Genomic DNA, 22,834 nt, shown 5'->3' on the forward strand with positions numbered 1-22,834 from the left:
CAAAAAAAGCATTTAATATAATTAGTTTATAACTATATTAAATGCTTTGAGATTTTAATTGAAGTTTATTAATAAATTGCTTTTATTTAACTGGTTCAACCCAGCCTTCAGGTCCTTTGCGATCACCAAATTGAATGCCAGTTAAGATGTCATACAACTTCTTGGTCACTGGTCCGACCTCAGTTTGACTATAAAAGACGTGCATCTTACCATTGTGCTCCAAACCACCAATTGGTGAAATAACTGCCGCTGTACCACAAGCCCCAGCTTCTGCGAAACGATCTAAATCATTGATATAAACATCACCTTGCTCAGTTGGCATGTTTAACTCATGCTCAGCTAAATACAAAAGTGAATATTTGGTAACACTCGGTAAAATAGATGGTGATTTTGGTGTCACAAACGTACCATCTTTCGTAATTCCAAAGAAATTGGCTGATCCAACTTCTTCAATCTTTTCATGATTAACCGGATCCAGATAAACACAATCGGAAAAACCATGCTTTTGCGCAGCGTCACCAGGCATTAAACTAGCAGCATAGTTACCACCAACTTTACTTTGTCCAGTTCCTTTATGCGCTGCCCGATCATATTGCGAAGTGGTGAAATTAGTTGGTGTTAAACCACCTTTAAAGTAATTACCAACTGGCATTGCAAAAATCCGAAAAATATATTCAGTTGCCGGATGTACACCAATCATGCCGCCAACACCCATCATAATTGGTCGTAAATATAACGTTGCTCCGTTACCATAAGGTGGCACAAAATCAATGTTCGCCTTCACCACTTGTTTCACAGCATCTACAAACATGTCAGTTGGTACTTGTGGCATCAACAGACGCTGACAACTGTTTTGCATTCGTTGCGCATTTTGATCGGGACGGAATAATTGCACATGACCATCTTTAGTACGATAAGCTTTTAAACCTTCAAAAACTGATTGTCCGTAGTGTAAGGCCGTTGAATCCTCATTAATTGTTACATCACTTTCGGTGACCAAACCTTCATCTTGCCATTGACCATCTTTGTAAGTTGCCTGGTAGCGATAAGGTAAGTCTAAGTAATTAAATCCTAAATTATTAAAATCAACCTCTGATGCTTTTACTTTAGCCATCTTACTTACCTCTCTTTTTAATTTTTATTTAATTTAAAGAATAGCATTAAATCCTATTTTGTCAAGAATGGTTTTATAGAAATAGCTTATCTTTTAATTTTTATTAATTTAAAAATAGCTATAATTAATTTTAATTAATGTTGCATTCTTAATAAATTAGTAGCGTCACTTAGTATGTCCTGGCAGATAAACTGTAATTTGCTCTTTATCATATCGATGATGTGTTTCAGACAATTCAAACGGAACATTATTTTCTAAAAAAACGACCTGACGCAAACGCAAAATGGGATCAGAATTTTGACAAGCTAAATACTGTTGGTCAGCTGCCGTGGCTTTTGCAGCACTAATCTTACGGTAAGCAGCACCAATTTTTTGATGCAACGTGGTTTCAATGTAACGATAGACTGAAGCCTTTAAAACCGTTTCATCGATGCCGGGCACAATTTTGACTGGCATTTTTGTATACTCCAAAGCATAGGGTTCGCGATCGACTAAACGTTGGCGTTGAATATCATAAACCATTTCGTGCGGTGTCAAATTTAGTAACTGACACTCTTCAGCATTAGGATAGCGAATTTGAAATTGAATAATTTGACTGGTCACACGACTTTGATCACCAACTAATTTAGTCGTACCAATATATTGATCCACTGCACGATCAAAGTGAGAAGTTTTTAACACGGTAGTTCGAACAAAAGTCCCCGCTCCTCGCTGAGTATAGACCAAGCCAACCTTTATCAACTGTTCAATGGCTTTACGAACTGTTACGCGACTAGTTTGAAATTCTTGAGCCAATTTACTTTGCTGTGGAAAAGGTGTTCCCGGTAAATACGTTCCGTTTTGAATCCGTTTTTTTAAAGTTGCAGCAATGATTAAATATTTAGGTTTTTGTGCCATCAACTGATCCCACCTTTTTATCACTTGAATTAAGTTTATCACTCTCCATTAGGCCATTGAAAGATCCAATAAAAAGTATTTACATTTAAAAATAAATGTCTATACTTAAAAGTAGTTTTGGATGTTAGCGATTACAAAAAAGGAGAACTATTTATGAAACAACTACCTAGCAATTTCTTCTGGGGTAATTCTACCTCTAGTATGCAGACTGAAGGTGCAACTAACGAAGGTGGCAAAGGCGCTTCTGTTTATGACCTACGCCCCAGTGGCCCCAACAATTCTGATTGGTCAGTGGCCATTGATGAATATCACCGCTATCCCGAAGATATTGCCTTAATGAAGGATTTAGGAATGAATTTCTATCGTTTTCAAATCTCTTGGAGTCGTGTGCAACCTGATGGCGAAGGTCAGTTTAATAAACAAGGTCTCAAATTTTATCATGACTTAATTGATGAATTACTTAAAAATGGTATTCAACCGATGATTTGCTTATATCATTTCGATATGCCTTTAAAGCAAGCACAGAAATATAATGGCTTTGTGAACAAACATGTGGTCGATAATTTTGTAACTTACGGTCAAAAAATGGTGACCGAGTTTTCTTCACAAGTCAAATATTGGCTCACGTTTAACGAACAAAATTTATATAGTACCCAAGAAGCCTTTCATTGTAGTGGCTACTTAAAGGGGCAAAAAACTACTCGTGAACTGTTTCAAATTCAACATAATTTAGCTTTAGCTCATACGCGTATCGCTAACTTTATTCATCAAAATTATCCTGATTTAAAAATTGGCGGAATGGAAGCTTTCCAAGAAATTTATCCCGCTACTGCTAATCCACAAGATGTGGCCGCAGTTAGAAAATTTAAAGAATTTACAGATTATAATCTCTTGCGCATTTTTACTGAAGGGCAATATTCAGATGAAGTAGTGGCCTTTATGAAGCAACAACACTTAGAAGACATTTTACAAACTAGTGAGCTAGCTGAAATCAAACAAACTCGTAGTGATTTTATCAGTTTTAGCTACTATGCAACCTCTTGCCTGGACAGCTCTAAAATCCCCGTTGGGACTATTCCTAATGACTTTGGTTCCGCAGGTCATGCGCATAATCCTTATTTACAAACTAATGAATGGCAGTGGCAAATTGATCCCCAAGGTTTTTATGGTATTTTAATGGACTTAGCTAACCGCACTCACTTACCGATTTTCCCAATTGAAAATGGTCTTGGGGTCCGTGAAATTTGGGATGGTCAACATGAAATTAATGACGATTACCGTATTAACTACCATCGCCAACATTTAGTAGCCTTAAAACAAGCAGTCCAAGATGGCGCTCACGTTATTGGTTATTTGGGTTGGGGGTTAATTGACATCCCAAGTTCCCAAGGCAATGTTGATAAACGTTATGGCGTTGTTTATGTCAATCGTACGAATCATGATCTCAAAGATTTAAAACGAGTACCCAAAAAAAGTTATCACTGGCTGCAAAAAGTAATCCAATCCAATGGTAATCAATTATTTTAATTGTTAATAAACCAACAGTGAAACACGAGCAAATATTCTTCAATCAGATTTAACCATAAGGAGGTTGTTTTAATGGCTCAAACTGCTTCAGCAAATAAAAGTCGTGGCAAACGCTTTTTTGATAAATTTACCGAAATTTCTGTCAAAATTGGTAATGAAGTTCACTTACGTTCTTTGCGAGATGCTTTTGCCACAATCATGCCCCTCTTCATTTTAGCCGGCCTAGGTGTCTTAATGAATAATGTAGTCTTTCCCTTATTTGCTCATGGCAAAACCTTAGCCAATTTACAAATTTGGGGCAGTGACATTAGTAACGGGACCTTAAACATTGCCGGATTAGTTTTAGCACCAGCAATTGGTTATACCTTATCAGTTAATAAAAAGTATAAGAACGGAATTCTTGCGGCTATTATTTCCTTAGCTAGCTTAATTATTATGATGCCCGCTACAGTTAAGTTAACCATTGCCCACAGTACGAAAAATATTAACGTCACCGGTGGCTTATCTTATACTAACTTGGGCACCACAGGAATGTTCTCTGGCATTATTATTGGATTATTAGCAACCGAATTATTTATTGGTTTATCAAATATTAAACATTTAAAAATTCATCTCGGGGAAAATATTCCGCCAGCGGTAGCCGCTTCGTTTAACGACTTGATTCCCTCTATCTTAACTTTAAGTATTTTTGCACTCATTTCCGCCCTATTGATGGTTTTCGGTAAAACTAACTTGATTGACCTGATTACCAACTTAATTCAAGAACCATTACGCGGCTTTACAACTAGCTTACCGGGGATGCTTTTTATCTATAGTGTAGGAAACTTTCTCTTTACTTTAGGTATTCACCAAACAGTTATCAATGGGACTTTACTGGATCCATTATTATTAATCAATATGAATAAGAATATGGCAGCCTTTGAAGCACACAAACATATTCCCTATATTTTGACTTATACTTTTCGCGATGTGTTCGGAATGATTGGTGGTACGGGCTGTACCTTGTGTTTATTAATTGCTATTTTTATTTTTTCCAAAATGAAATCCAGCAAAGAAATTGCGGGATTAGCCATTGCGCCTAGTATCTTTAATATTAATGAACCCGTCATCTTTGGCTATCCTATCGTTTTTAATATTCCTATGATGATTCCCTTTGTTTTAATGCCCGTCATTGGTGATTTAATTGCTTACTTTTTCACAGCCATTGGTTGGATGAATCGTGTCGTGGTTTTAGTTCCTTGGACCACTCCGCCCCTCTTAAATGCTTATTTATGTACTGCCGGTGATTGGCGTGCCGTCATTGTACAATTATTAATTATCATTATCGGCGTGCTATTTTATTTACCATTCATGTTTATTAGTGAACGTACAATGCAAAAAAGCGCACAATTGTAAAATTAAAATAAACAAATTTTAAAAAACAAGTCTTGTTTGATTTTCTGACCAAACAAGACTTGTTTTTTAAGGTTCTATAATATTGAGTGTTGATAAGTATTTCGTCGGCACTCTTTTTTATGTAGACCAATTTATTTTGAAACACAAAAAAACAGCTAACATAATTAAGTTAACTGTTTCATCAGATACCGGTGATCGGGGTCGAACCGATACTCCTTTAACAGGAACTGGATTTTGAATCCAGCGCGTCTGCCAATTCCGCCACACCGGCAAAATATTAATAATAAACCATGGCTAAAGCCAAAGGCGGTAACCGGATTTGAACCGGTGGTCAAGGTTTTGCAGACCTCTGCCTTACCACTTGGCTATACCGCCAGGTAAAAATTGGGTTAGCTGGATTCGAACCAGCGCATAATGGAGTCAAAGTCCATTGCCTTACCACTTGGCTATAACCCAATAAAGAAAGGGCGGTATATGAGACTCGAACTCATGTATGCCGGTGCCACAAACCGGTGTGTTAACCAACTTCACCAATACCGCCAGGATATAACAGGGATAGTAGGAGTTGAACCCACATCGACGGTTTTGGAGACCGTTGTTCTACCATTGAACTATATCCCTATTATGATGGAAGGGAGTGGATTCGAACCACCGAACCCGAAGGAGCGGATTTACAGTCCGCCGCGTTTAGCCAGACTTCGCTACCCTTCCATAAATGGCGCGGGACAGAATCGAACTGCCGACACATGGAGCTTCAATCCATTGCTCTACCGACTGAGCTACCGAGCCATCTAACGGTCCTAACCGGACTTGAACCGGTGATCTCCTGCGTGACAGGCAGGCGTGATAACCAACTACACCATAGGACCAAATTGCGGGAGTAGGGTTTGAACCTACGACCTTCGGGTTATGAGCCCGACGAGCTACCAGACTGCTCCATCCCGCGATAATTATAAAGGAGGATGTGGGATTTGAACCCACGCACGCTGTTACACGCCTGACGGTTTTCAAGACCGTTCCCTTAAGCCACTTGGGTAATCCTCCAAATCGCAATAAACATGGAAAAAATTCCAACGGAGAAGGAGGGATTTGAACCCTCGCGCCGCTTACGCGACCTACACCCTTAGCAGGGGCGCCTCTTCAGCCACTTGAGTACTTCTCCAATGGGCCTAAATGGACTTGAACCATCGACCTCACGCTTATCAGGCGTGCGCTCTAACCAGCTGAGCTATAGGCCCATAAGCGGGTGACGAGAATCGAACTCGCGACAACAGCTTGGAAGGCTGTGGTTTTACCACTAAACTACACCCGCAATCTTTAACAAAAATGGCGCGGGACAGAATCGAACTGCCGACACATGGAGCTTCAATCCATTGCTCTACCGACTGAGCTACCGAGCCATCTAACGGTCCTAACCGGACTTGAACCGGTGATCTCCTGCGTGACAGGCAGGCGTGATAACCAACTACACCATAGGACCAAATTGCGGGAGTAGGGTTTGAACCTACGACCTTCGGGTTATGAGCCCGACGAGCTACCAGACTGCTCCATCCCGCGATAATAAAATCTTACCACAAAGTCCATAAAAAATCTATGGACCTTGTAGGACTCGAACCTACGACCGAACGGTTATGAGCCGTTTGCTCTAACCAACTGAGCTAAAGGTCCGATTAATAGCGGCGAAGGGGATCGAACCCCCGACCTCCCGGGTATGAACCGGACGCTCTAGCCAGCTGAGCTACACCGCCATAGCTATTAAAAAGCTAATCGGGAAGACAGGATTCGAACCTGCGACCCCCTGGTCCCAAACCAGGTGCTCTACCAAACTGAGCCACTTCCCGAAAAAAACATGCACCCAGTAGGAGTCGAACCTACAACCTTCTGATTCGTAGTCAGACACTCTATCCAATTGCGCTATGGGTGCTCATTATAATGCCGAGGACCGGAATCGAACCGGTACGGTAATCACTTACCGCAGGATTTTAAGTCCTGTGCGTCTGCCAGTTCCGCCACCCCGGCGTGATTATAATGAAAGCGGAAGACGGGATTCGAACCCGCGACCCCCACCATGGCAAGGTGATGTTCTACCACTGAACTACTTCCGCAAAATGCCGACTAGAGGATTCGAACCTCCGACCCTCTGTTTACAAGACAGATGCTCTGCCAGCTGAGCTAAGTCGGCATAATAAAAATAAAACTATAACATATTTCAAAGAACATGCAAGTGCGGGAGAAGGGACTTGAACCCATACGTCCAAAGGACACTAGAACCTAAATCTAGCGCGTCTGCCAATTCCGCCACACCCGCAAAATGAGTCGCGTGGGGCTCGGACCCACGACCCACGGCTTAAAAGGCCGTTGCTCTACCAACTGAGCTAGCGACTCAATGGAAGATACAGGGCTCGAACCTGTGACCCTCTGCTTGTAAGGCAGACGCTCTCCCAACTGAGCTAATCTTCCAAGATAATAAGAGCAGCATGGCAACGACCTATCCTCGCAGGTAGTTTCCCACCAACTACTTTCGGCGCTGAGAAGCTTAACTTCTGTGTTCGGCATGATTCCAGGTGTTTCCTCCTCGCTATCGCCACCACACTTGCTCTCTTCTTACCTTCTGAAAGAACCTTAGTCCTCTCAAAACTGAATATTATGTTCTTACTCGACACCCTTGGTTAAGCCCTCGACCGATTAGTATTGCTCAGCTCCATGTATCACTACACTTCCACTCGCAACCTATCTACCTCATCTTCTTTGAGGGGTCTTACTTCATTACTGAATGGGAAATCTCATCTTGAGGTGGGTTTCACACTTAGATGCTTTCAGCGTTTATCCCTTCCATACTTAGCTACCCAGCTATGCCTTTGGCAAGACAACTGGTACACCAGTGGTATGTCCATCCCGGTCCTCTCGTACTAAGGACAGATCCTCTCAAATTTCCTACGCCCGCGACGGATAGGGACCGAACTGTCTCACGACGTTCTGAACCCAGCTCGCGTACCGCTTTAATGGGCGAACAGCCCAACCCTTGGGACCGACTACAGCCCCAGGATGCGATGAGCCGACATCGAGGTGCCAAACCTCCCCGTCGATGTGAACTCTTGGGGGAGATAAGCCTGTTATCCCCAGGGTAGCTTTTGTCCGTTGAGCGATGGCCCTTCCATACGGTGCCACCGGATCATTAAGCCCGACTTTCGTCCCTGCTCGACTTGTCTGTCTCGCAGTCAAGCTCCCTTCTACCTTTACACTCTACGAATGATTTCCAACCATTCTGAGGGAACCTTTGGGCGCCTCCGTTACTGTTTAGGAGGCGACCGCCCCAGTCAAACTGCCCACCTGACACTGTCTCCCGCCGTGCTTCAACGGCGCGGGTTAGAGCTTTCATATAACAAGGGTAGTATCCCACCAGCGCCTCCTTCGATACTAGCGTACCGATCTCTACGGCTCCTACCTATCCTGTACATGTTACACAAAAACTCAATATCAAGCTACAGTAAAGCTCCATGGGGTCTTTCCGTCCTGTCGCGGGTAACCTGCATCTTCACGGGTATTATAATTTCACCGAGTCTATCGTTGAGACAGTGCCCAAATCATTACGCCTTTCGTGCGGGTCGGAACTTACCCGACAAGGAATTTCGCTACCTTAGGACCGTTATAGTTACGGCCGCCGTTTACTGGGGCTTCAATTCTGGGCTTCGACCGAAGTCTAACTCATCCTCTTAACCTTCCAGCACCGGGCAGGCGTCAGCCCCTATACGTCATCTTACGATTTTGCAGAGACCTGTGTTTTTGATAAACAGTTGTTTGGGCCTTTTCACTGCGGCTGGCTCTTACACCAGCACCCCTTCTTCCAAAGTTACGGGGCTATTTTGCCGAGTTCCTTAACGATAGTTCTCTCGCTCACCTTAGGATTCTCTCCTTGACTACCTGTGTCGGTTTGCGGTACGGGTATTCAGTGTCTCACTAGAAGCTTTTCTCGGCAGTGTGACTATTGTGCTTCGCTACTTTAATTTCGCTCCCTATCACAACTCATCCTTCGCGGTTATAAGCATTTGACTCATATCCAGACTCGCTGCTTAGACATGCTTTTCCAGCTGCATGCTCACAATTCATCTCCTGCGTCCCTCCATCGTTCAAACAACACTGAACAGTACAGGAATCTCAACCTGTTTTCCATCGATTACGCCTCTCGGCCTCATCTTAGGTCCCGACTAACCCTGGGCGGACGAGCCTTCCCCAGGAAACCTTAGTCATCCGGTGGACCAGATTCTCACTGGTCTTTCGCTACTCATACCGGCATTCTCACTTCTAAGCTCTCCACCAGTCCTCTCGATCTGGCTTCTTCGTGCTTACAACGCTCTCCTACCACGTACATCTTTCGATGCACATCCACAGTTTCGGTACCATACTTAGCCCCGGTACATTTTCGGCGCAGAACCACTCGACTAGTGAGCTATTACGCACTCTTTAAATGAGTTGCTGCTTCTAAGCCAACATCCTAGTTGTCTGTGCAGTTCCACTTCCTTTTCCACTTAGTATGGATTTTGGGACCTTAACTGGTGATCTGGGCTGTTCCCCTTTCGACGATGGATCTTATCACTCACCGTCTGACTCCCGGAGAAAGATCTTTGGCATTCGGAGTTTATCTGAATTCAGTAACCCATGTTGGGCCCCTAGTCCAAACAGTGCTCTACCTCCAAGATCCTCTTCTCCGAGGCTAGCCCTAAAGCTATTTCGGAGAGAACCAGCTATCTCCAAGTTCGTTTGGAATTTCACCGCTACCCACACCTCATCCCCGCAATTTTCAACTTACGTGGGTTCGGTCCTCCAGTGCGTTTTACCGCACCTTCAACCTGGACATGGGTAGGTCACTTGGTTTCGGGTCTACGACTACGTACTCTCTTTCGCCCTATTCAGACTCGCTTTCGCTGCGGCTCCGTCTTCTCAACTTAACCTCGCACGCAATCGTAACTCGCCGGTTCATTCTACAAAAGGCACGCCATCACTCTTTAACGAGCTCTGACTACTTGTAGGCACACGGTTTCAGGATCTATTTCACTCCCCTTCCGGGGTGCTTTTCACCTTTCCCTCACGGTACTTGTTCTCTATCGGTCACTAGGGAGTATTTAGCCTTGGGAGATGGTCCTCCCTGCTTCCGACGGGGTTTCACGTGCCCCGCCGTACTCAGGATACTGGTAGAGTGTCTCTGATTTCGCCTACTAGACTATCACTATCTCTGGTTCAGCTTCCCAACTGATTCAGCTATCTTCGACTATCTCACGTCCCAGTCCTACAACCCCAAAGAGCATGCTCTCTGGTTTGGGCTCTTTCCGTTTCGCTCGCCGCTACTCAGGAAATCGATTTTTCTTTCTCTTCCTATGGCTACTTAGATGTTTCAGTTCACCACGTCTTCCTCACTTACAACTTTCGTCGCAGTGTGACTAAGTTTTACCTTAGCCGGGTTCCCCCATTCGGATATCTCCGGATCTTCGTTTACTTACAACTCCCCGGAGCATTTCGCTGTTCGTTGCGTCCTTCTTCGGCTCCTAGTACCTAGGCATCCACCGTGCGCCCTTATTATCTTAACCTTAATTACTACTGTTTCTTACTTTCTTCGAATCTCTCGATTCTCGGTGTCTTTCTTCTCATAATATTCAGTTTTCAAAGTACTAATGTTTGAGAGTAGACCTCTCAAAACTAAACAAAGTTTCTTGCCAACTGCTTTCCGTTTATTTTTCCTTAGAAAGGAGGTGATCCAGCCGCAGGTTCTCCTACGGCTACCTTGTTACGACTTCACCCTAATCATTTGTCCTACCTTAGACGGCTAGCTCCCCGAAGGGTTACCCCACCGGCTTTGGGTATTACAAACTCTCATGGTGTGACGGGCGGTGTGTACAAGGCCCGAGAACGTATTCACCGTGGCATGCTGATCCACGATTACTAGCGATTCCAACTTCATACAGGCGAGTTGCAGCCTGCAATCCGAACTGAGAATGGTTTTTAGAGTTCTGCTTGCCCTCACGAGTTCGCTTCTCGTTGTACCATCCATTGTAGCACGTGTGTAGCCCAGGTCATAAGGGGCATGATGATTTGACGTCGTCCCCACCTTCCTCCGGTTTGTCACCGGCAGTCTCACTAGAGTGCCCAACTTAATGCTGGCAACTAGTAACAAGGGTTGCGCTCGTTGCGGGACTTAACCCAACATCTCACGACACGAGCTGACGACAACCATGCACCACCTGTCTTCCTGTCCCCGAAGGGAACCCTGTATCTCTACAGCTTTCAGGAGATGTCAAGACCTGGTAAGGTTCTTCGCGTTGCTTCGAATTAAACCACATGCTCCACCGCTTGTGCGGGCCCCCGTCAATTCCTTTGAGTTTCAACCTTGCGGTCGTACTCCCCAGGCGGAGTGCTTAATGCGTTAGCTGCAGCACTGAGAGGCGGAAACCTCCCAACACTTAGCACTCATCGTTTACGGCATGGACTACCAGGGTATCTAATCCTGTTCGCTACCCATGCTTTCGAGCCTCAGCGTCAGTTACAGACCAGAGAGCCGCCTTCGCCACTGGTGTTCTTCCATATATCTACGCATTTCACCGCTACACATGGAGTTCCACTCTCCTCTTCTGCACTCAAGTTTGACAGTTTCCGATGCACTTCCTCAGTTAAGCTGAGGGCTTTCACATTCAGACTTTTCAAACCGCCTGCGCTCCCTTTACGCCCAATAAATCCGGACAACGCTTGCCACCTACGTATTACCGCGGCTGCTGGCACGTAGTTAGCCGTGACTTTCTGGTTGAATACCGTCACTACTTGAGCAGTTACTCTCAAGCACGTTCTTCTTCAACAACAGGATTTTACGATCCGAAAACCTTCTTCATCCACGCGGCGTTGCTCCATCAGACTTTCGTCCATTGTGGAAGATTCCCTACTGCTGCCTCCCGTAGGAGTTTGGGCCGTGTCTCAGTCCCAATGTGGCCGATTACCCTCTCAGGTCGGCTACGTATCATCGCCTTGGTGGGCCTTTACCTCACCAACTAGCTAATACGCCGCAGGTCCATCCTTTAGTGACAGCCGAAACCGTCTTTCATTCCTTAATCATGTGATTAAGCACTTTATGCGGTATTAGCAACTGTTTCCAATTGTTATCCCCCGCTAAAGGGCAGGTTACCTACGTGTTACTCACCCATCCGCCGCTCGCGTCCATATCTTCCTACCCGAAGGTATTCCGTTACTTCTGCTCGCTCGACTTGCATGTATTAGGCACGCCGCCAGCGTTCGTCCTGAGCCAGGATCAAACTCTCATTTTTTGTTAGTTTGTTGACTCAGACTTAGAACTCTAACGTTCTTTGTCTTCTTTATTACTTTTAAATTGACAGGTTCTTTTTCAAGAACCCAGCACTTGGCTTTTAAAGAAACTTTGTTCAGTTTTCAAAGATCTACTTAACTTTTTGTTGATTACCACTTGATTAAGCGGCTTATTTAGTTTATCATCTTATCATGAGCTTGTCAACTGTTTTTTTTATTTGCTTAACAGTGACGCGCATGACTCATTGACAACAGAAAATATATTATCAACTTTTTTACCCTTTTGCAACCCCTTTTTGACATTTTTTTGATTTTTTTTCAATTTTCTGTAGTTCTTCCTTAATCCAAGCCTCTTTATGCCTGGCAATTGTATGATAACCGATGTTCTTTTGTTGATCGGTCCAGTAACTTTTTCGATTATAATGTTGACTATCATATAAAACTGGCTTTAATGCTCGTAATGATAAACTGATTTTTTCATCATATTCATCAATATTTAGGATACGCACTTGAATTACCTGTCCCAAATGTAAAAGCTCAGAAATATCATCAACATAACCATTCCGAAATTCCGAAATATGAATTAATCCTTGTCGATTACTATCCTTTATTTGGACAAATGCACCATAAGATCTAATTCCCGTAACGGTTCCTGAGACAACCTGGCCTATCGTTAAATCCATAAAATTATTACCTCTTTACTAAGATTAACATATAATATTAACCAATGTAATTATATTTGAGGTGCTACTTATGAAAGATAAAACGTTTGATGTCGCAATTATTGGTGGAGGGCCAATCGGGATTTTTACTGCTTATTACGCTGCTATGCGGGGCTTAGATGCAGTCTTAATTGAAGGAATGCCTAATCTAGGAGGCCAACCACGCAACTTATATGCGCAAAAAAAGATTTACGATGTTGCTGGCAAATTTGGCATTACTGGTCAAGGTTTGATTGATGATCTAATTCAAACTGGAACCCAAATTCAGTATACTAAGCGATTAAATACCATTGTCAATAATATAGTTAAACAAGATGATATTTATCAATTAGTAACTAATCGTCAAGATATTTTCGCTAAAGCCGTCATCATCACCGTCGGCAATGGTCCTTTCAAGCCGCGCAAATTAGCCTTTGACTATGATCAAAAACTCGAAGGCCATCAGTTAGACTACTTTGTTCAAGATATTAATTCTTATCAGAACAAAACAGTGTTGATAGCTGGAGGTGGTGATACTGCCGTAGATTGGGCCTTAACAATCAACAAAATTGCACATAAAACTTTTCTCTTACATCGCAGAGATCAATTTCGTGCGTTAGAATCTAGTGTCCAGGCTTTAAAAGAATCTACCATTCAACTATTAACGCCCAAAATAATCACTAACCTTGTGTTAGCTGACAATCAGCAACTAACTGTTAGCTATAAAGAAGTGGGACAAAATCAAGTAGAGACTATTAATGTTGACAAATTATTAGTTAACTATGGCATTATGAGTGATTCACGTCTTTTAAGAAATTGGGAGCTTAAACTTCAAGGCCCGTTTATTCAAGTTGATTCCAAAATGCGAACCAATCGTCCTAATATTTATGCTGCCGGCGATGTCGTTAGCTATCCGGGGAAGCAGCGCCTAATTACTTTAGGATTTAGTGAAGGCACCATTGCCGTTAATTCTGCTGTTGAGGCAATCAATCCGAAGAATAGTCGTTTAATGCACAGTTCTTCCATGTTCAATTAAGTTTTTATGGAACTTCTCACTAGCAACCAGTAAAATATACATCAAAAGCAAAAATTAAGGAGTCTTTATGCAACTAATTGATTTTGTAATGAATGTCGACAAACACCTTGCTGGGTTGGTTAACCAATTTGGTAACTGGTCTTACATTATTTTATTTTTGATTATTTTTATCGAAACTGGAGCAGTCATTCTTCCATTTTTACCCGGTGACTCACTTTTATTTGCTGCTGCCGCTTTAGCAGCCAACAAAGCTAGTGGGCTTAATGTTTGGTTATTATTTTTACTCTTTCTGCTGGCTGCCATGGGTGGTGATTCTTGTAATTATTCAATTAGTAAGTATCTCAATCATTGGCTGCAAGGAAAAGCTTGGTTTCATAAACTGGTTAAACCCGAATATATCAATCAAGCTCAAACATTTTTTGATAAACATGGTGGTAAAGCCATCGCTATGGGCCGATTTATTCCAATAGTTCGCACGTTTGTACCTTTTGTAGCCGGCAGTGGCGCATTAAAGTATCGACGTTTCTTGCACTATAACTTCATCGGTTCTTTTATCTGGGTTAGTATTTGTTTAATTTGTGGGCACTTTTTTGGCAACTTGCCCTTCGTTCAAGAGCATTTTTCCATGATTGTACTGGCAATTATCGTCATTTCGGTACTGCCTGCCGTCGTGGGCATGCTTCGGGCCAAATCAACTAAATAAAAACTATTAAAAAAGGCTGAATTCTTCTAATTGATAGAATTCAGCCTTTTTTATTATGATTTTAGTCTTTTTTGGGCATAACAATGTTGCCAATATAAGCTTATTAATACCAATAATTCAAAAACTAGAAATGCTAGTATAAAGCAATGTAAAAAGAAGGTATCTGGCAAAATATTAATAACCGGATCTTTTAACGGATCAAACAACCAATCATTATTGCGAAAAAGAAGCTGGTGAAATACTACAAAAAAGCCATCAAAATCTAAACCAGCCAATGCCCCTAAGATTAACGGCACTACTCCTAAAATTCGCAACCATTGCAAATTAATCGTCATTAAAGGTAATAATTGGTGGTGCTTTTGCCACCAAATAATGATTGCTCCACTGAACAGCCATACTAAGCCCACTAATAAAAACAGCTCCTTGACCTCTCGAAAATGTTCCAAGCCCTGAGCCGAACTAAAAAAGTTAGCCAATACCAAATGTTTTTTTAACGGATTAATTAAGTACAGCATAATTTGACCATAATTATGCCAAATTTGATGATTAGAAAGGTGCACTACCAAATTTAATTGTAAATAATGTAAGTCACACCAAAAAATCAAAAAACTGCCTAAAATCGTCACGATCACAGCCGACGTTAAAATAAAAACTAAACTAACTACCAAAAAATTGAGGTTTAATATCATCAATCCACACGCCACTCATCCAAACTAGCAATTTGATAAGTTGGTTTGCGCGCATATTGTGCCACTTGTGCTGGCGTACTGACCCCTGTATAAACTAAGATTGTATCAATTCCGGAATTAAAACCACATTCAATATCTGTATGATAATTATCACCAATAATGGCCACTTGTTGGCGTTGCCAACCTAATTGTTTCAAAGCAAAATCAGCAATCGTCCGTTCCGGTTTACCAATATAAATAGCTTTTTGTTGTGTCGAAGTTTCCACAAAAGAAACAATTGACCCCGCTCCAGGGACTAATCCACGTTCATTGGGCAAATTAGTGTCCGCATTGGTTCCAATAAATTGCGCACCATTTTTGATCGCCAACGTAGCTACTTCTAATTTATGGTAAGTTAAATCTGTGTCTAACCCCACTACTACATAATCAGGATTGACCTCTGAATACTGAATACCAGCTTGAAAAAGTGCCGACTTTAAGCCCCATTCACCAATCACGAAACAAGTATTTGCTGCCGAAAGTTGATGGTGTTGAATATAATCAGCACTCGCTGCTGCCGGGGTAATAATTTGCTGCGGTGTCACCTTAATCTGATGATTAACACGTAAATTATCAGCCACCTGCTGTGGCGTTTTGGTAGTATTATTACTCAAAAAAGCAAACGGAATCTGTTGTTGCTGTAATCGCGTAATAAAGCGTGCGGCGGCAGCAATTTTTTGCCGCCCCCGATACATTGTTCCGTCCAAATCAATTAAATAGCCTTGATATTTCATACTTCATTTATCCTTGTTGTTTAAGATTTCGAATTTTAAAATTGGATTTTTTAGTAACTTTTCCCCGTGAATGAACCACAGGCGTTTTCTTTAGTGAACGGCGCTTAAACTGTTGCGCCGTTGTTTTAACTTTATGCTGATTCGCATACTTTTTTTGAATATTACGCTTTTTAATCAGCTGTTTATGAACTTCGGGGGCCTTTTGTTCCCGCTCTAAGACAAAATAAGCACAGCCAAAATTACAATATTCTAACAGATAATCCTGCAGTGTATTAATCTTTTGATCAATCTTGGCATGAATTCGATTATTATCATAGAACCCCCGTAAGCGTAATTGCCCGTAGCCCCAATCGCCGACAATATAATCGTACTTTTGTAAAACGGAATTATAACGTAGCGCCAGCCGATTTAAATCCAAACCATTCTGGTGGTTAGTGACAATCAAATACGGTTCTTGATTGATTTTAATCTGTTCAGGACTAATCTGTAAAACTTCAGCCGCTGATTGTTCCGCCTCGTCTGATAACTCATCATTTGTCACAGCAATGGCATGTTCAATACTGCGACTCAGAATCGATTTTTTTTTCGTCGCTACAGTAACGCTCTTTTTCTCTGGCATACTAATCACCTTCTTTTATTAATGGAAATTTTTGTTGCAAATACTTCCCTAACACTTCCCGTAAAAAATCAGGGTACAAAATCGTATTCTGACCAACAATTTGCAAAGTAGGGAAAAAAGGAATAAACAAATAATGATCCAGTAAAGCAATTTGATACTCTTTTTGTGGTTGAATTTCTTGACCGCAATAAAATACGCGGTTAGTTGTTGCATCAAATTCTACGCCTGAAAAGAAAATTTCACCAAAAATTTTGCCACGAAAGCCCATTCCTTTTTGATGAAAGTTCCGCAAAAAATTACGATTCTTTTCTACTTCCATGATAAAGCGCCAAAAATCTCGCCCCTTTAATTTGGTAATCATTAAATGAATGGCATGCGGTAATTGGCGATGCAAATCGTCCGCTGTAATTACCCCCGCAGATAAATCTGTCAAAAACAAGCCACTATTTAGCATTGCCGCTGGCACCTGAGTTCGTTCCAACAAAGCCTGTAGTGTGAGTTTTAAAGCTGCCTGCTTGGCAAAAGGATCTTGCGTTAAGGTGAACGGTAAGTTGGCGATTTTTTGTTGACGGAGTAACTGGTGTCCCTGATCTTCATACTTAGCAATCACAGCTTGGTCGTCGTCTTGACTTGGCATTTGAGCTACCGTCACTGTTTGGGCTTGTTGTTTAATTAGTTGATGATCAGCCAAAGTTAAAGTCACGGTCCCAACGTGTTGCCCATACTTGCCAGCAGCTGTTAATAATGTATGATCAATTAATTGACCTTGCGGTAACAAATGATGCGTATGCGAACCAATAATCAAATCTAATTGTGGATATTGCCGAGCCAAGCGTTGATCTATTGGCAAACCTAAATGCGACAATAAGATTAAGACATCCACCTGTGGCCGCACGGTTTGAATCAAGTTTGGTAAAACTTCATCAACCATTTGAATTTGCCAACCAGCTAAGGGATACGTTAAGGTATAAGGTGCCGTCAAGCCTAAGACACCAATTTTCGTTTGCTTGGAAGTTTGTAGAATCTTATAATCTTGCACAAATGCTGGGGGCAGGCCATTTTTTTCTTTCAAATTACCTAAAATCACATCAAAATTAGCTTGATCATACATATGTTCTAAATCTTGATGGCGATAATATAGACCTTCACTGTTACCAATCGTCACTCCATCATAATGTAATTGATTCATCCATTGAACATTAGCTTGCGCTTTAGTCGCTTCAGTTAAGGGATGCTGCCGATCCGAAGCATCACCCAAATCAAACAAAAGCAGCGTTTGCCCCGCCTGCTTGGCTGACGTTCGTTGTTGTTGAATGAACCGCTCAATTTTGGGAAAATTTTCAAAATGTGAATGCAAGTCGTTAGTATGGATTATCTGAATTTCTTCTGACATACTTTTCCCCCTCTGGTTAATTTAGTTCCACCGATGACTTATTAAAAGTATTATCATATAATCTTAGTTAATGTTATTAGCATGTAAAATTTGTTCAAAGGCAGTTTTAATGGGGCCAGCGGGCTTTTCCCATTCCTGCCAATGATCAAAATCTTCTTTAGGAAAAGTATATGTTTTATTAATATAGTCTTCATAGACTTGAACAGCTGTCGAATGTGGAATATTTAGCTGCAAAATGCGGACTTCTTTAATCATTTTCCGTTCCGCAGCTAACTCCGCGCGCCCATTCATAAACATATTGGCAATTTCATAATAACGACTGCCATCATTTCGCGTAATCTGTTCAATTAAATCTAAAGTTTGATAATCGTGCAAAAAATCCGCTCCTTTAAGAGGTTACAGTCTGTGTTTAAAAAATCTTTCTTTTCTATTCTACTATTAATTAGTCTAATTTTTAATACCGGTTTTATTGTGGTTGGTCATCGTGGCGATCCGTTAAAGGCCCCCGAAGAAACTTTTGCTAGTATTGATGCGGCCTTTAGTGATGGTGCGCAATGGGTTGAATTAGACGTTCATGAATCTAGTGACAATCAATTGATCATTTCTCACGATCGTAATTTGCAGCGAGTAACTGGCGCCAATTTAATCGTCTCCCAACATCCGGCTAGCCAGCTGACACAACTCAAGCAAAGTAACGGTCAAAATATTTATACAATTGAGCAGTTGTTTAGCCATTACCAAAATAACCCTAACGTTAAGTTTTTAATTGAAACTAAAAAAACTAAGCATAACAATCCCCAAAATATGGAACAACTCTTAGTTAATGCTATCAATAAGTACCACATGCAGTCCCGCATTATGGTTCACTCTTTTTCAATTGATAGTTTAAAGAATATGCAACAACTCGCGCCCCAAATCCCACGAATTTTTATTGCCGGAAGTCTGGGACGTTTAAATTTTGACGTTTTCACACATACCAATGCAGTTAACGTCTCTTCAGCTTTACTAACCCCGGAATTAATTAGTCAATTGCACGCCATTGGGCAACAGGTCTTTGTCTGGGATGAAATGACTGAAAATCCCAAGCAATGGAATTGGCTTGTTAATCTGCCCATTGATGGGGTAGTGACTAATTTTCCGGCGCGGGCTAGTTATTATCAACAATTAAAACGCCAAGCTAATCAAAGTAACGTGAGTTTTGACGCCACTTTGATTAGTCAAAATCCACAAATAATCTGGGAAAATCCTTACCCACAGTCACCACAAAAAGGCATGTTACAGCCCAATGACACCGTTCATGTCCAAAAAATTGTGCGCTGGAATAACGACAATTACTTACAAATTGATAACAATCGTTTTATTACTGCTAATGGTTTAGTACAAAGTGACTTTGTTGCCAATCTTGCTCCCTTTTTAAATCAAACAGTTATCCCCGAAAATAACAAAGTTAATCGCAATTTATATTTACAGCCGGCTACTAAAGCTGCCCAAAAAGGCAGTTTAAACTGTAATCAAGCTTATCAAATCACTGCCTTGCAAAATATTGATGGCCATAATTGGGCCCAAATCAATAATCAAGGCTGGATCAAACTGAAAAATTTATTGGTCTTAGCGGCCAACCCAGATTTGAATCCACAACTAACCACAACGGATCCCTTAATTAATAATTTGAATCATCCGATTGATATTAATACTCAACAAGCTCTACGCTCTAATGCTAACCGCCCACCAAGCGCCCACCAAGTTTCTAACTTACCAGCGATCACTTATACCGATTTGGTCGCTAATAACCTCACTGCTTTAAAAAATAATATTTGGTGGTAAATACCACAGTTGAAATCTGCTATATTAGTAATGATTGATTGAACAACAGGAGGTTTATTATGAATTGGAAACAATTAGCAACCAATTATCAAACAGCAATTTTAAATGATTTACAAACATTAGTGGCCATTAATAGTGCCAGCGATGAAGACCATCAAAGTTCTACTTTTCCCTTAGGACCTGGTCCGGCCAAAGCTTTACAGCAAATGCTAGCTCTGGGTGAACGGGATGGCTTTACAACTAAAAATGTCGATAACTTAGGGGGGCACATTGAATACGGTCAAGGCGAAAAAATTTTAGGTATCTTTGCCCATATGGATACCGTTCCTGCTGGAGAAGGCTGGGACAGCGATCCTTTTTTGTTAACCCAAGTAGACGATAAATTATTTGGTCGTGGTACTTTAGACGATAAAGGCCCCGCATTAGCAGCTTACTATGCCTTAAAAATTTTAAAAGACCAAAATTTTCAGCCTCAAAAGACTATTCGATTAATCTTCGGAACTGATGAAGAAAATCAGTGGCGAGGTGTTAACCGTTATTTAGAAGTTGAACCACTCCCGGATCTGGGATTTTCACCAGACGGTGAATTTCCTGTAATTAATGGCGAAAAAGGCATTGCTTCATATGAACTACACTTTGCCCCCCAAACCAGTGAAGGTGAACAAATTTTAATTAGTTTCAACAGTGGTTTACGGCCTAACATGGTTCCGCAAAGTGCAACTTGTCAAATTCAAACACTGGACAGTTCCAAAGTCGTTAATGCTTTTAATCAATACTTGAAACAAAACCCAAAATTACAAGGCAATGCTTTAATTCAAGATCAAATTGTCACACTCAAATTAATCGGTCAAGGTTCCCACGCGATGGAACCAGAAAATGGTTTAAATGCCGCCACTTTTCTAGCCAACTTGTTAATTAACTTGCCATTAGATCAGCCTGGACACGACTTTCTTCAAACTATTGTTGACAACTTTCATCTAGACTATCTGGGCAAAAAAGTAGGTATTAACCATCAAGACGTTACAATGGGCGCTTTAAGTCAAAGTCCCGATATTTTTGAATATCAACTGAACCAAGGTGGTCAAATTGTCGTTAATGTCCGTTATCCTAAAGGCATCACCGCTGATAAAATAGCCACACAATATCAAACAGCTATTCCTAAGGCTACCGTCAAATTGGCTGCCCATGCTCAAGAACCACATTTTGTGGAAGCCCATGACCCACTAGTCAAAGAATTATTAACTGCCTATCAAAATCAAACTGGTGATTATAAAAGTAAACCGATGACCGTCGGTGGTGGAACCTATGGCCGCTTACTAGAACGTGGCGTTGCCTTTGGCGCTTTAATGCCAGGAGCCGCTAATGTCATGCACCAAGCTAATGAATATATTACTTTAGACAACCTACTAACTGCCACCGCCATTTATGCAGATGCCTTGTGGCGCTTATGTAAATAAAGAACACAAAGAGATTGGGATTAAAGACACTTCAAAGTTAAATCTAATAAAATACGTTTAATTTTTGCAGTGATCTAAGAAAAAATTATTCATATTTCATTATGAAAATTTCTTCGATGCCCAATCTCTTTTTTGTTCTATTCTTTAGATTTTTGTAAAACAGCCACCCTTTGTACAATTAACGTTATCACAAAAGAAATGAATAAAATAATTGTCACCAATAGATACGGACTATTAGCTCGCCAATCCATCAACATCCCCGAAACTAACGGGCCAACGACGTTACCCACACTCGTCAAGGACGTATTAAGGCCATTAATTAAACCTTGATTAGCATGACTCATCTTCGTCAGAACCGTCGTAATCGAAGGCCGCAACAAATCAAAAGCCGTAAAGACAATCAAAGTAGCGATAATCACTACTACATGATTATGCGTTTGTGTGATCCATAAAGTGGCTACTGAACCTAACAAAAAGCAAATCGCAATTAAGCGAATTTCGCCAACAGAGCGAGTTAACCAATCAAATAAAACCACCTGGAAAAAGAGGGAAATAATTCCATTTAAAGTTAAGACTAAAGCAATTGAGCTCATGTTAAAATGAAAAACTTGATTAACATAAATACTATAAATACTTTCAAAGCCCTGCAAACCAAATGATGAGATAAAAATCATGACAAATAAAATCAATAAAATAGGAGTCATAAAAGTCCGCCAATTAATTTTGGCAACAGCTTTTTGCGTAGTGGTTTTGACATTAGGTAAACAAAAGAAGGTAAAAATACTACTGATTAACCCCAAGACTCCTGCGGCCCAAAAGGGTAATTTATAAGTAACATTAGCAAGCAAGCCCCCAATTCCGGGTCCTAAAATTAACCCCCCACTAAAAGCCGCGGAAATCCAACCAATGACTTTGGCACGTTGCTGTTGATTGGTCATATCAGCAGCCATGGCCATTGAAGTTGGGACAAACATGGCTGCTGAGATACCGCCAATAATACGTGAAACATTAAATAACCAAAAATAGTTCGACACCGCAAACAAAAATTCAGAAAACATATATAAGACTAAGCCTGTTAAAATCACTGGCTTACGTCCGACACGATCAGAAATCCGGCCCATAATCGGGGACACAATAAATTGCGCCAAAGCGTATAACGAACTCATAATTCCCACGTCAGTTGTCGTTAAATCATAAGCTTTCTTAATATAAGGCTGAACGGGAATCACCAAACTAATTCCCAAACAAATTAAAAAGTTTCCCACTACTAGAATATAAATGGCCCGTTTTGCTTCTTTATTCACGTTTTAACGCCTCCTAAACAAAAAGCTCAATAACAGGTTTAACTAAAAACCAATTATCAAGCTATTGACTGCTAGCTAGTAAATTAGATTAATGATAGCA

Annotated in this window: 15 protein-coding genes, 26 tRNA genes and 3 rRNA genes; 6 read left to right on the top strand and 38 right to left on the bottom strand. The window is 41.2% G+C overall.

Features of this window, described 5'->3' with window-relative positions:
- Nucleotides 1-82: 82 nt before the first annotated feature.
- On the bottom strand, nt 83-1,114 hold the full coding sequence (locus AC3B5B_RS01555; protein WP_489769141.1) for a branched-chain amino acid aminotransferase: 1,032 nt from the start codon (nt 1,112-1,114) through the stop codon (nt 83-85).
- Between the two features lie 165 nt (nt 1,115-1,279).
- Nucleotides 1,280-2,011: a GntR family transcriptional regulator gene (locus AC3B5B_RS01560; protein ID WP_489769142.1), complete on the bottom strand. Its 732-nt coding sequence runs from the start codon at nt 2,009-2,011 to the stop codon at nt 1,280-1,282.
- Between the two features lie 153 nt (nt 2,012-2,164).
- On the opposite strand from AC3B5B_RS01560, the gene AC3B5B_RS01565 reads away from it, so the two are divergent.
- Together AC3B5B_RS01565 and AC3B5B_RS01570 are read left to right on the top strand one after the other, a co-directional pair.
- Nucleotides 2,165-3,538: a glycoside hydrolase family 1 protein gene (locus AC3B5B_RS01565; RefSeq protein WP_489769143.1), complete on the top strand. Its 1,374-nt coding sequence runs from the start codon at nt 2,165-2,167 to the stop codon at nt 3,536-3,538.
- A gap of 72 nt (nt 3,539-3,610) precedes the next feature.
- Nucleotides 3,611-4,933 carry a PTS sugar transporter subunit IIC gene (locus AC3B5B_RS01570; protein ID WP_489757278.1) on the top strand — a complete coding sequence of 441 codons (1,323 nt, stop codon included), beginning with the start codon at nt 3,611-3,613 and terminating at the stop codon, nt 4,931-4,933.
- Nucleotides 4,934-5,119: 186 nt separating this feature from the next.
- On the opposite strand, the gene AC3B5B_RS01575 is transcribed toward AC3B5B_RS01570, so the two are convergent.
- The 30 genes from AC3B5B_RS01575 to AC3B5B_RS01720 all read right to left on the bottom strand — a co-directional run bounded on the left by AC3B5B_RS01575 (nt 5,120) and on the right by AC3B5B_RS01720 (nt 12,918).
- Nucleotides 5,120-5,204, bottom strand: a tRNA-Leu gene (locus tag AC3B5B_RS01575).
- A 33-nt stretch (nt 5,205-5,237) separates the two neighbouring features.
- Nucleotides 5,238-5,308 (bottom strand) — tRNA-Cys (locus tag AC3B5B_RS01580).
- 9 nt (nt 5,309-5,317) lie between these two features.
- A tRNA-Gln gene (locus AC3B5B_RS01585) sits at nt 5,318-5,389 on the bottom strand.
- A 10-nt stretch (nt 5,390-5,399) separates the two neighbouring features.
- Nucleotides 5,400-5,473, bottom strand: a tRNA-His gene (locus AC3B5B_RS01590).
- Nucleotides 5,474-5,483: 10 nt separating this feature from the next.
- A tRNA-Trp gene (locus tag AC3B5B_RS01595) sits at nt 5,484-5,554 on the bottom strand.
- A 7-nt stretch (nt 5,555-5,561) separates the two neighbouring features.
- Nucleotides 5,562-5,644: transfer RNA gene (locus AC3B5B_RS01600), tRNA-Tyr, on the bottom strand.
- 5 nt (nt 5,645-5,649) lie between these two features.
- Nucleotides 5,650-5,722, bottom strand: a tRNA-Phe gene (locus AC3B5B_RS01605).
- 6 nt (nt 5,723-5,728) lie between these two features.
- Nucleotides 5,729-5,802 (bottom strand) — tRNA-Asp (locus tag AC3B5B_RS01610).
- 3 nt (nt 5,803-5,805) lie between these two features.
- A tRNA-Met gene (locus AC3B5B_RS01615) sits at nt 5,806-5,879 on the bottom strand.
- Nucleotides 5,880-5,889: 10 nt separating this feature from the next.
- Nucleotides 5,890-5,977, bottom strand: a tRNA-Ser gene (locus AC3B5B_RS01620).
- Nucleotides 5,978-6,007: 30 nt separating this feature from the next.
- Nucleotides 6,008-6,095 (bottom strand) — tRNA-Ser (locus AC3B5B_RS01625).
- Nucleotides 6,096-6,097: 2 nt separating this feature from the next.
- Nucleotides 6,098-6,171 (bottom strand) — tRNA-Ile (locus tag AC3B5B_RS01630).
- Nucleotides 6,172-6,174: 3 nt separating this feature from the next.
- Nucleotides 6,175-6,245: transfer RNA gene (locus tag AC3B5B_RS01635), tRNA-Gly, on the bottom strand.
- Nucleotides 6,246-6,260: 15 nt separating this feature from the next.
- Nucleotides 6,261-6,333, bottom strand: a tRNA-Phe gene (locus tag AC3B5B_RS01640).
- 6 nt (nt 6,334-6,339) lie between these two features.
- Nucleotides 6,340-6,413: transfer RNA gene (locus AC3B5B_RS01645), tRNA-Asp, on the bottom strand.
- A gap of 3 nt (nt 6,414-6,416) precedes the next feature.
- Nucleotides 6,417-6,490 (bottom strand) — tRNA-Met (locus AC3B5B_RS01650).
- A gap of 37 nt (nt 6,491-6,527) precedes the next feature.
- Nucleotides 6,528-6,601: transfer RNA gene (locus tag AC3B5B_RS01655), tRNA-Ile, on the bottom strand.
- Between the two features lie 6 nt (nt 6,602-6,607).
- Nucleotides 6,608-6,681 (bottom strand) — tRNA-Met (locus tag AC3B5B_RS01660).
- A 19-nt stretch (nt 6,682-6,700) separates the two neighbouring features.
- Nucleotides 6,701-6,774, bottom strand: a tRNA-Pro gene (locus AC3B5B_RS01665).
- A gap of 9 nt (nt 6,775-6,783) precedes the next feature.
- Nucleotides 6,784-6,857 (bottom strand) — tRNA-Arg (locus AC3B5B_RS01670).
- Between the two features lie 9 nt (nt 6,858-6,866).
- Nucleotides 6,867-6,952 (bottom strand) — tRNA-Leu (locus tag AC3B5B_RS01675).
- Between the two features lie 14 nt (nt 6,953-6,966).
- A tRNA-Gly gene (locus AC3B5B_RS01680) sits at nt 6,967-7,038 on the bottom strand.
- A gap of 4 nt (nt 7,039-7,042) precedes the next feature.
- A tRNA-Thr gene (locus tag AC3B5B_RS01685) sits at nt 7,043-7,115 on the bottom strand.
- A 43-nt stretch (nt 7,116-7,158) separates the two neighbouring features.
- Nucleotides 7,159-7,241 (bottom strand) — tRNA-Leu (locus AC3B5B_RS01690).
- 4 nt (nt 7,242-7,245) lie between these two features.
- Nucleotides 7,246-7,318 (bottom strand) — tRNA-Lys (locus AC3B5B_RS01695).
- Nucleotides 7,319-7,320: 2 nt separating this feature from the next.
- Nucleotides 7,321-7,393: transfer RNA gene (locus tag AC3B5B_RS01700), tRNA-Val, on the bottom strand.
- 15 nt (nt 7,394-7,408) lie between these two features.
- Nucleotides 7,409-7,525: ribosomal RNA gene (gene rrf / locus AC3B5B_RS01705) — 5S ribosomal RNA — on the bottom strand.
- A gap of 73 nt (nt 7,526-7,598) precedes the next feature.
- Nucleotides 7,599-10,515: ribosomal RNA gene (locus tag AC3B5B_RS01710) — 23S ribosomal RNA — on the bottom strand.
- 155 nt (nt 10,516-10,670) lie between these two features.
- A 16S ribosomal RNA gene (locus AC3B5B_RS01715) occupies nt 10,671-12,237 on the bottom strand.
- Together the 16S, 23S and 5S rRNA genes with 26 tRNA genes alongside form the textbook arrangement of a ribosomal RNA operon.
- Before the next feature lie 273 nt (nt 12,238-12,510).
- Complete coding sequence (locus AC3B5B_RS01720) at nt 12,511-12,918, bottom strand: CvfD/Ygs/GSP13 family RNA-binding post-transcriptional regulator (RefSeq protein ID WP_489757277.1); 408 nt, start codon at nt 12,916-12,918, stop codon at nt 12,511-12,513.
- Between the two features lie 70 nt (nt 12,919-12,988).
- Here AC3B5B_RS01720 and AC3B5B_RS01725 point away from each other — a divergent pair, with 70 nt between their 5' ends.
- Together AC3B5B_RS01725 and AC3B5B_RS01730 are read left to right on the top strand one after the other, a co-directional pair.
- Nucleotides 12,989-13,972, top strand: a complete 984-nt coding sequence (locus tag AC3B5B_RS01725) for an NAD(P)/FAD-dependent oxidoreductase (RefSeq protein WP_489769144.1) — start codon at nt 12,989-12,991, stop codon at nt 13,970-13,972.
- Between the two features lie 67 nt (nt 13,973-14,039).
- Nucleotides 14,040-14,675, top strand: a complete 636-nt coding sequence (locus tag AC3B5B_RS01730) for a VTT domain-containing protein (protein WP_489757275.1) — start codon at nt 14,040-14,042, stop codon at nt 14,673-14,675.
- Between the two features lie 53 nt (nt 14,676-14,728).
- Here the strand turns inward: AC3B5B_RS01730 and AC3B5B_RS01735 are convergent, their stop codons facing one another.
- From AC3B5B_RS01735 to AC3B5B_RS01755, 5 genes are all read right to left on the bottom strand, one after another.
- On the bottom strand, nt 14,729-15,364 hold the full coding sequence (locus tag AC3B5B_RS01735; RefSeq protein WP_489757709.1) for a TIGR01906 family membrane protein: 636 nt from the start codon (nt 15,362-15,364) through the stop codon (nt 14,729-14,731).
- Nucleotides 15,364-16,137, bottom strand: a complete 774-nt coding sequence (locus AC3B5B_RS01740) for a TIGR01457 family HAD-type hydrolase (protein WP_489757274.1) — start codon at nt 16,135-16,137, stop codon at nt 15,364-15,366. Before AC3B5B_RS01740 ends, AC3B5B_RS01735 begins: the two co-directional genes overlap by 1 nt.
- Nucleotides 16,138-16,144: 7 nt before the next feature.
- Complete coding sequence (locus tag AC3B5B_RS01745; RefSeq protein WP_489757273.1) at nt 16,145-16,756, bottom strand: YutD family protein; 612 nt, start codon at nt 16,754-16,756, stop codon at nt 16,145-16,147.
- Between the two features lies 1 nt (nt 16,757).
- Nucleotides 16,758-18,149 (bottom strand): bifunctional metallophosphatase/5'-nucleotidase, encoded by a 1,392-nt coding sequence (locus tag AC3B5B_RS01750; protein WP_489769145.1) that lies wholly within the window; start codon nt 18,147-18,149, stop codon nt 16,758-16,760.
- A gap of 63 nt (nt 18,150-18,212) precedes the next feature.
- Nucleotides 18,213-18,524, bottom strand: a complete 312-nt coding sequence (locus tag AC3B5B_RS01755; protein ID WP_489757271.1) for a hypothetical protein — start codon at nt 18,522-18,524, stop codon at nt 18,213-18,215.
- Between the two features lie 30 nt (nt 18,525-18,554).
- Here AC3B5B_RS01755 and AC3B5B_RS01760 point away from each other — a divergent pair, with 30 nt between their 5' ends.
- The gene (locus AC3B5B_RS01760) at nt 18,555-19,973 is read left to right on the top strand and encodes a glycerophosphodiester phosphodiesterase (protein ID WP_489769146.1); all 1,419 of its coding nucleotides are present in this window, start codon (nt 18,555-18,557) and stop codon (nt 19,971-19,973) included.
- Nucleotides 19,974-20,032: 59 nt separating this feature from the next.
- A complete protein-coding gene (pepV, locus tag AC3B5B_RS01765; protein WP_489769147.1) occupies nt 20,033-21,430 on the top strand; it encodes a dipeptidase PepV in 1,398 nt (465 codons plus the stop codon).
- Between the two features lie 137 nt (nt 21,431-21,567).
- Here the strand turns inward: pepV and AC3B5B_RS01770 are convergent, their stop codons facing one another.
- A complete protein-coding gene (locus AC3B5B_RS01770; RefSeq protein ID WP_489757268.1) occupies nt 21,568-22,734 on the bottom strand; it encodes an MFS transporter in 1,167 nt (388 codons plus the stop codon).
- Nucleotides 22,735-22,834: the final 100 nt, after the last annotated feature.

The organism is Bombilactobacillus sp. ESL1187 (genome assembly GCF_058107155.1).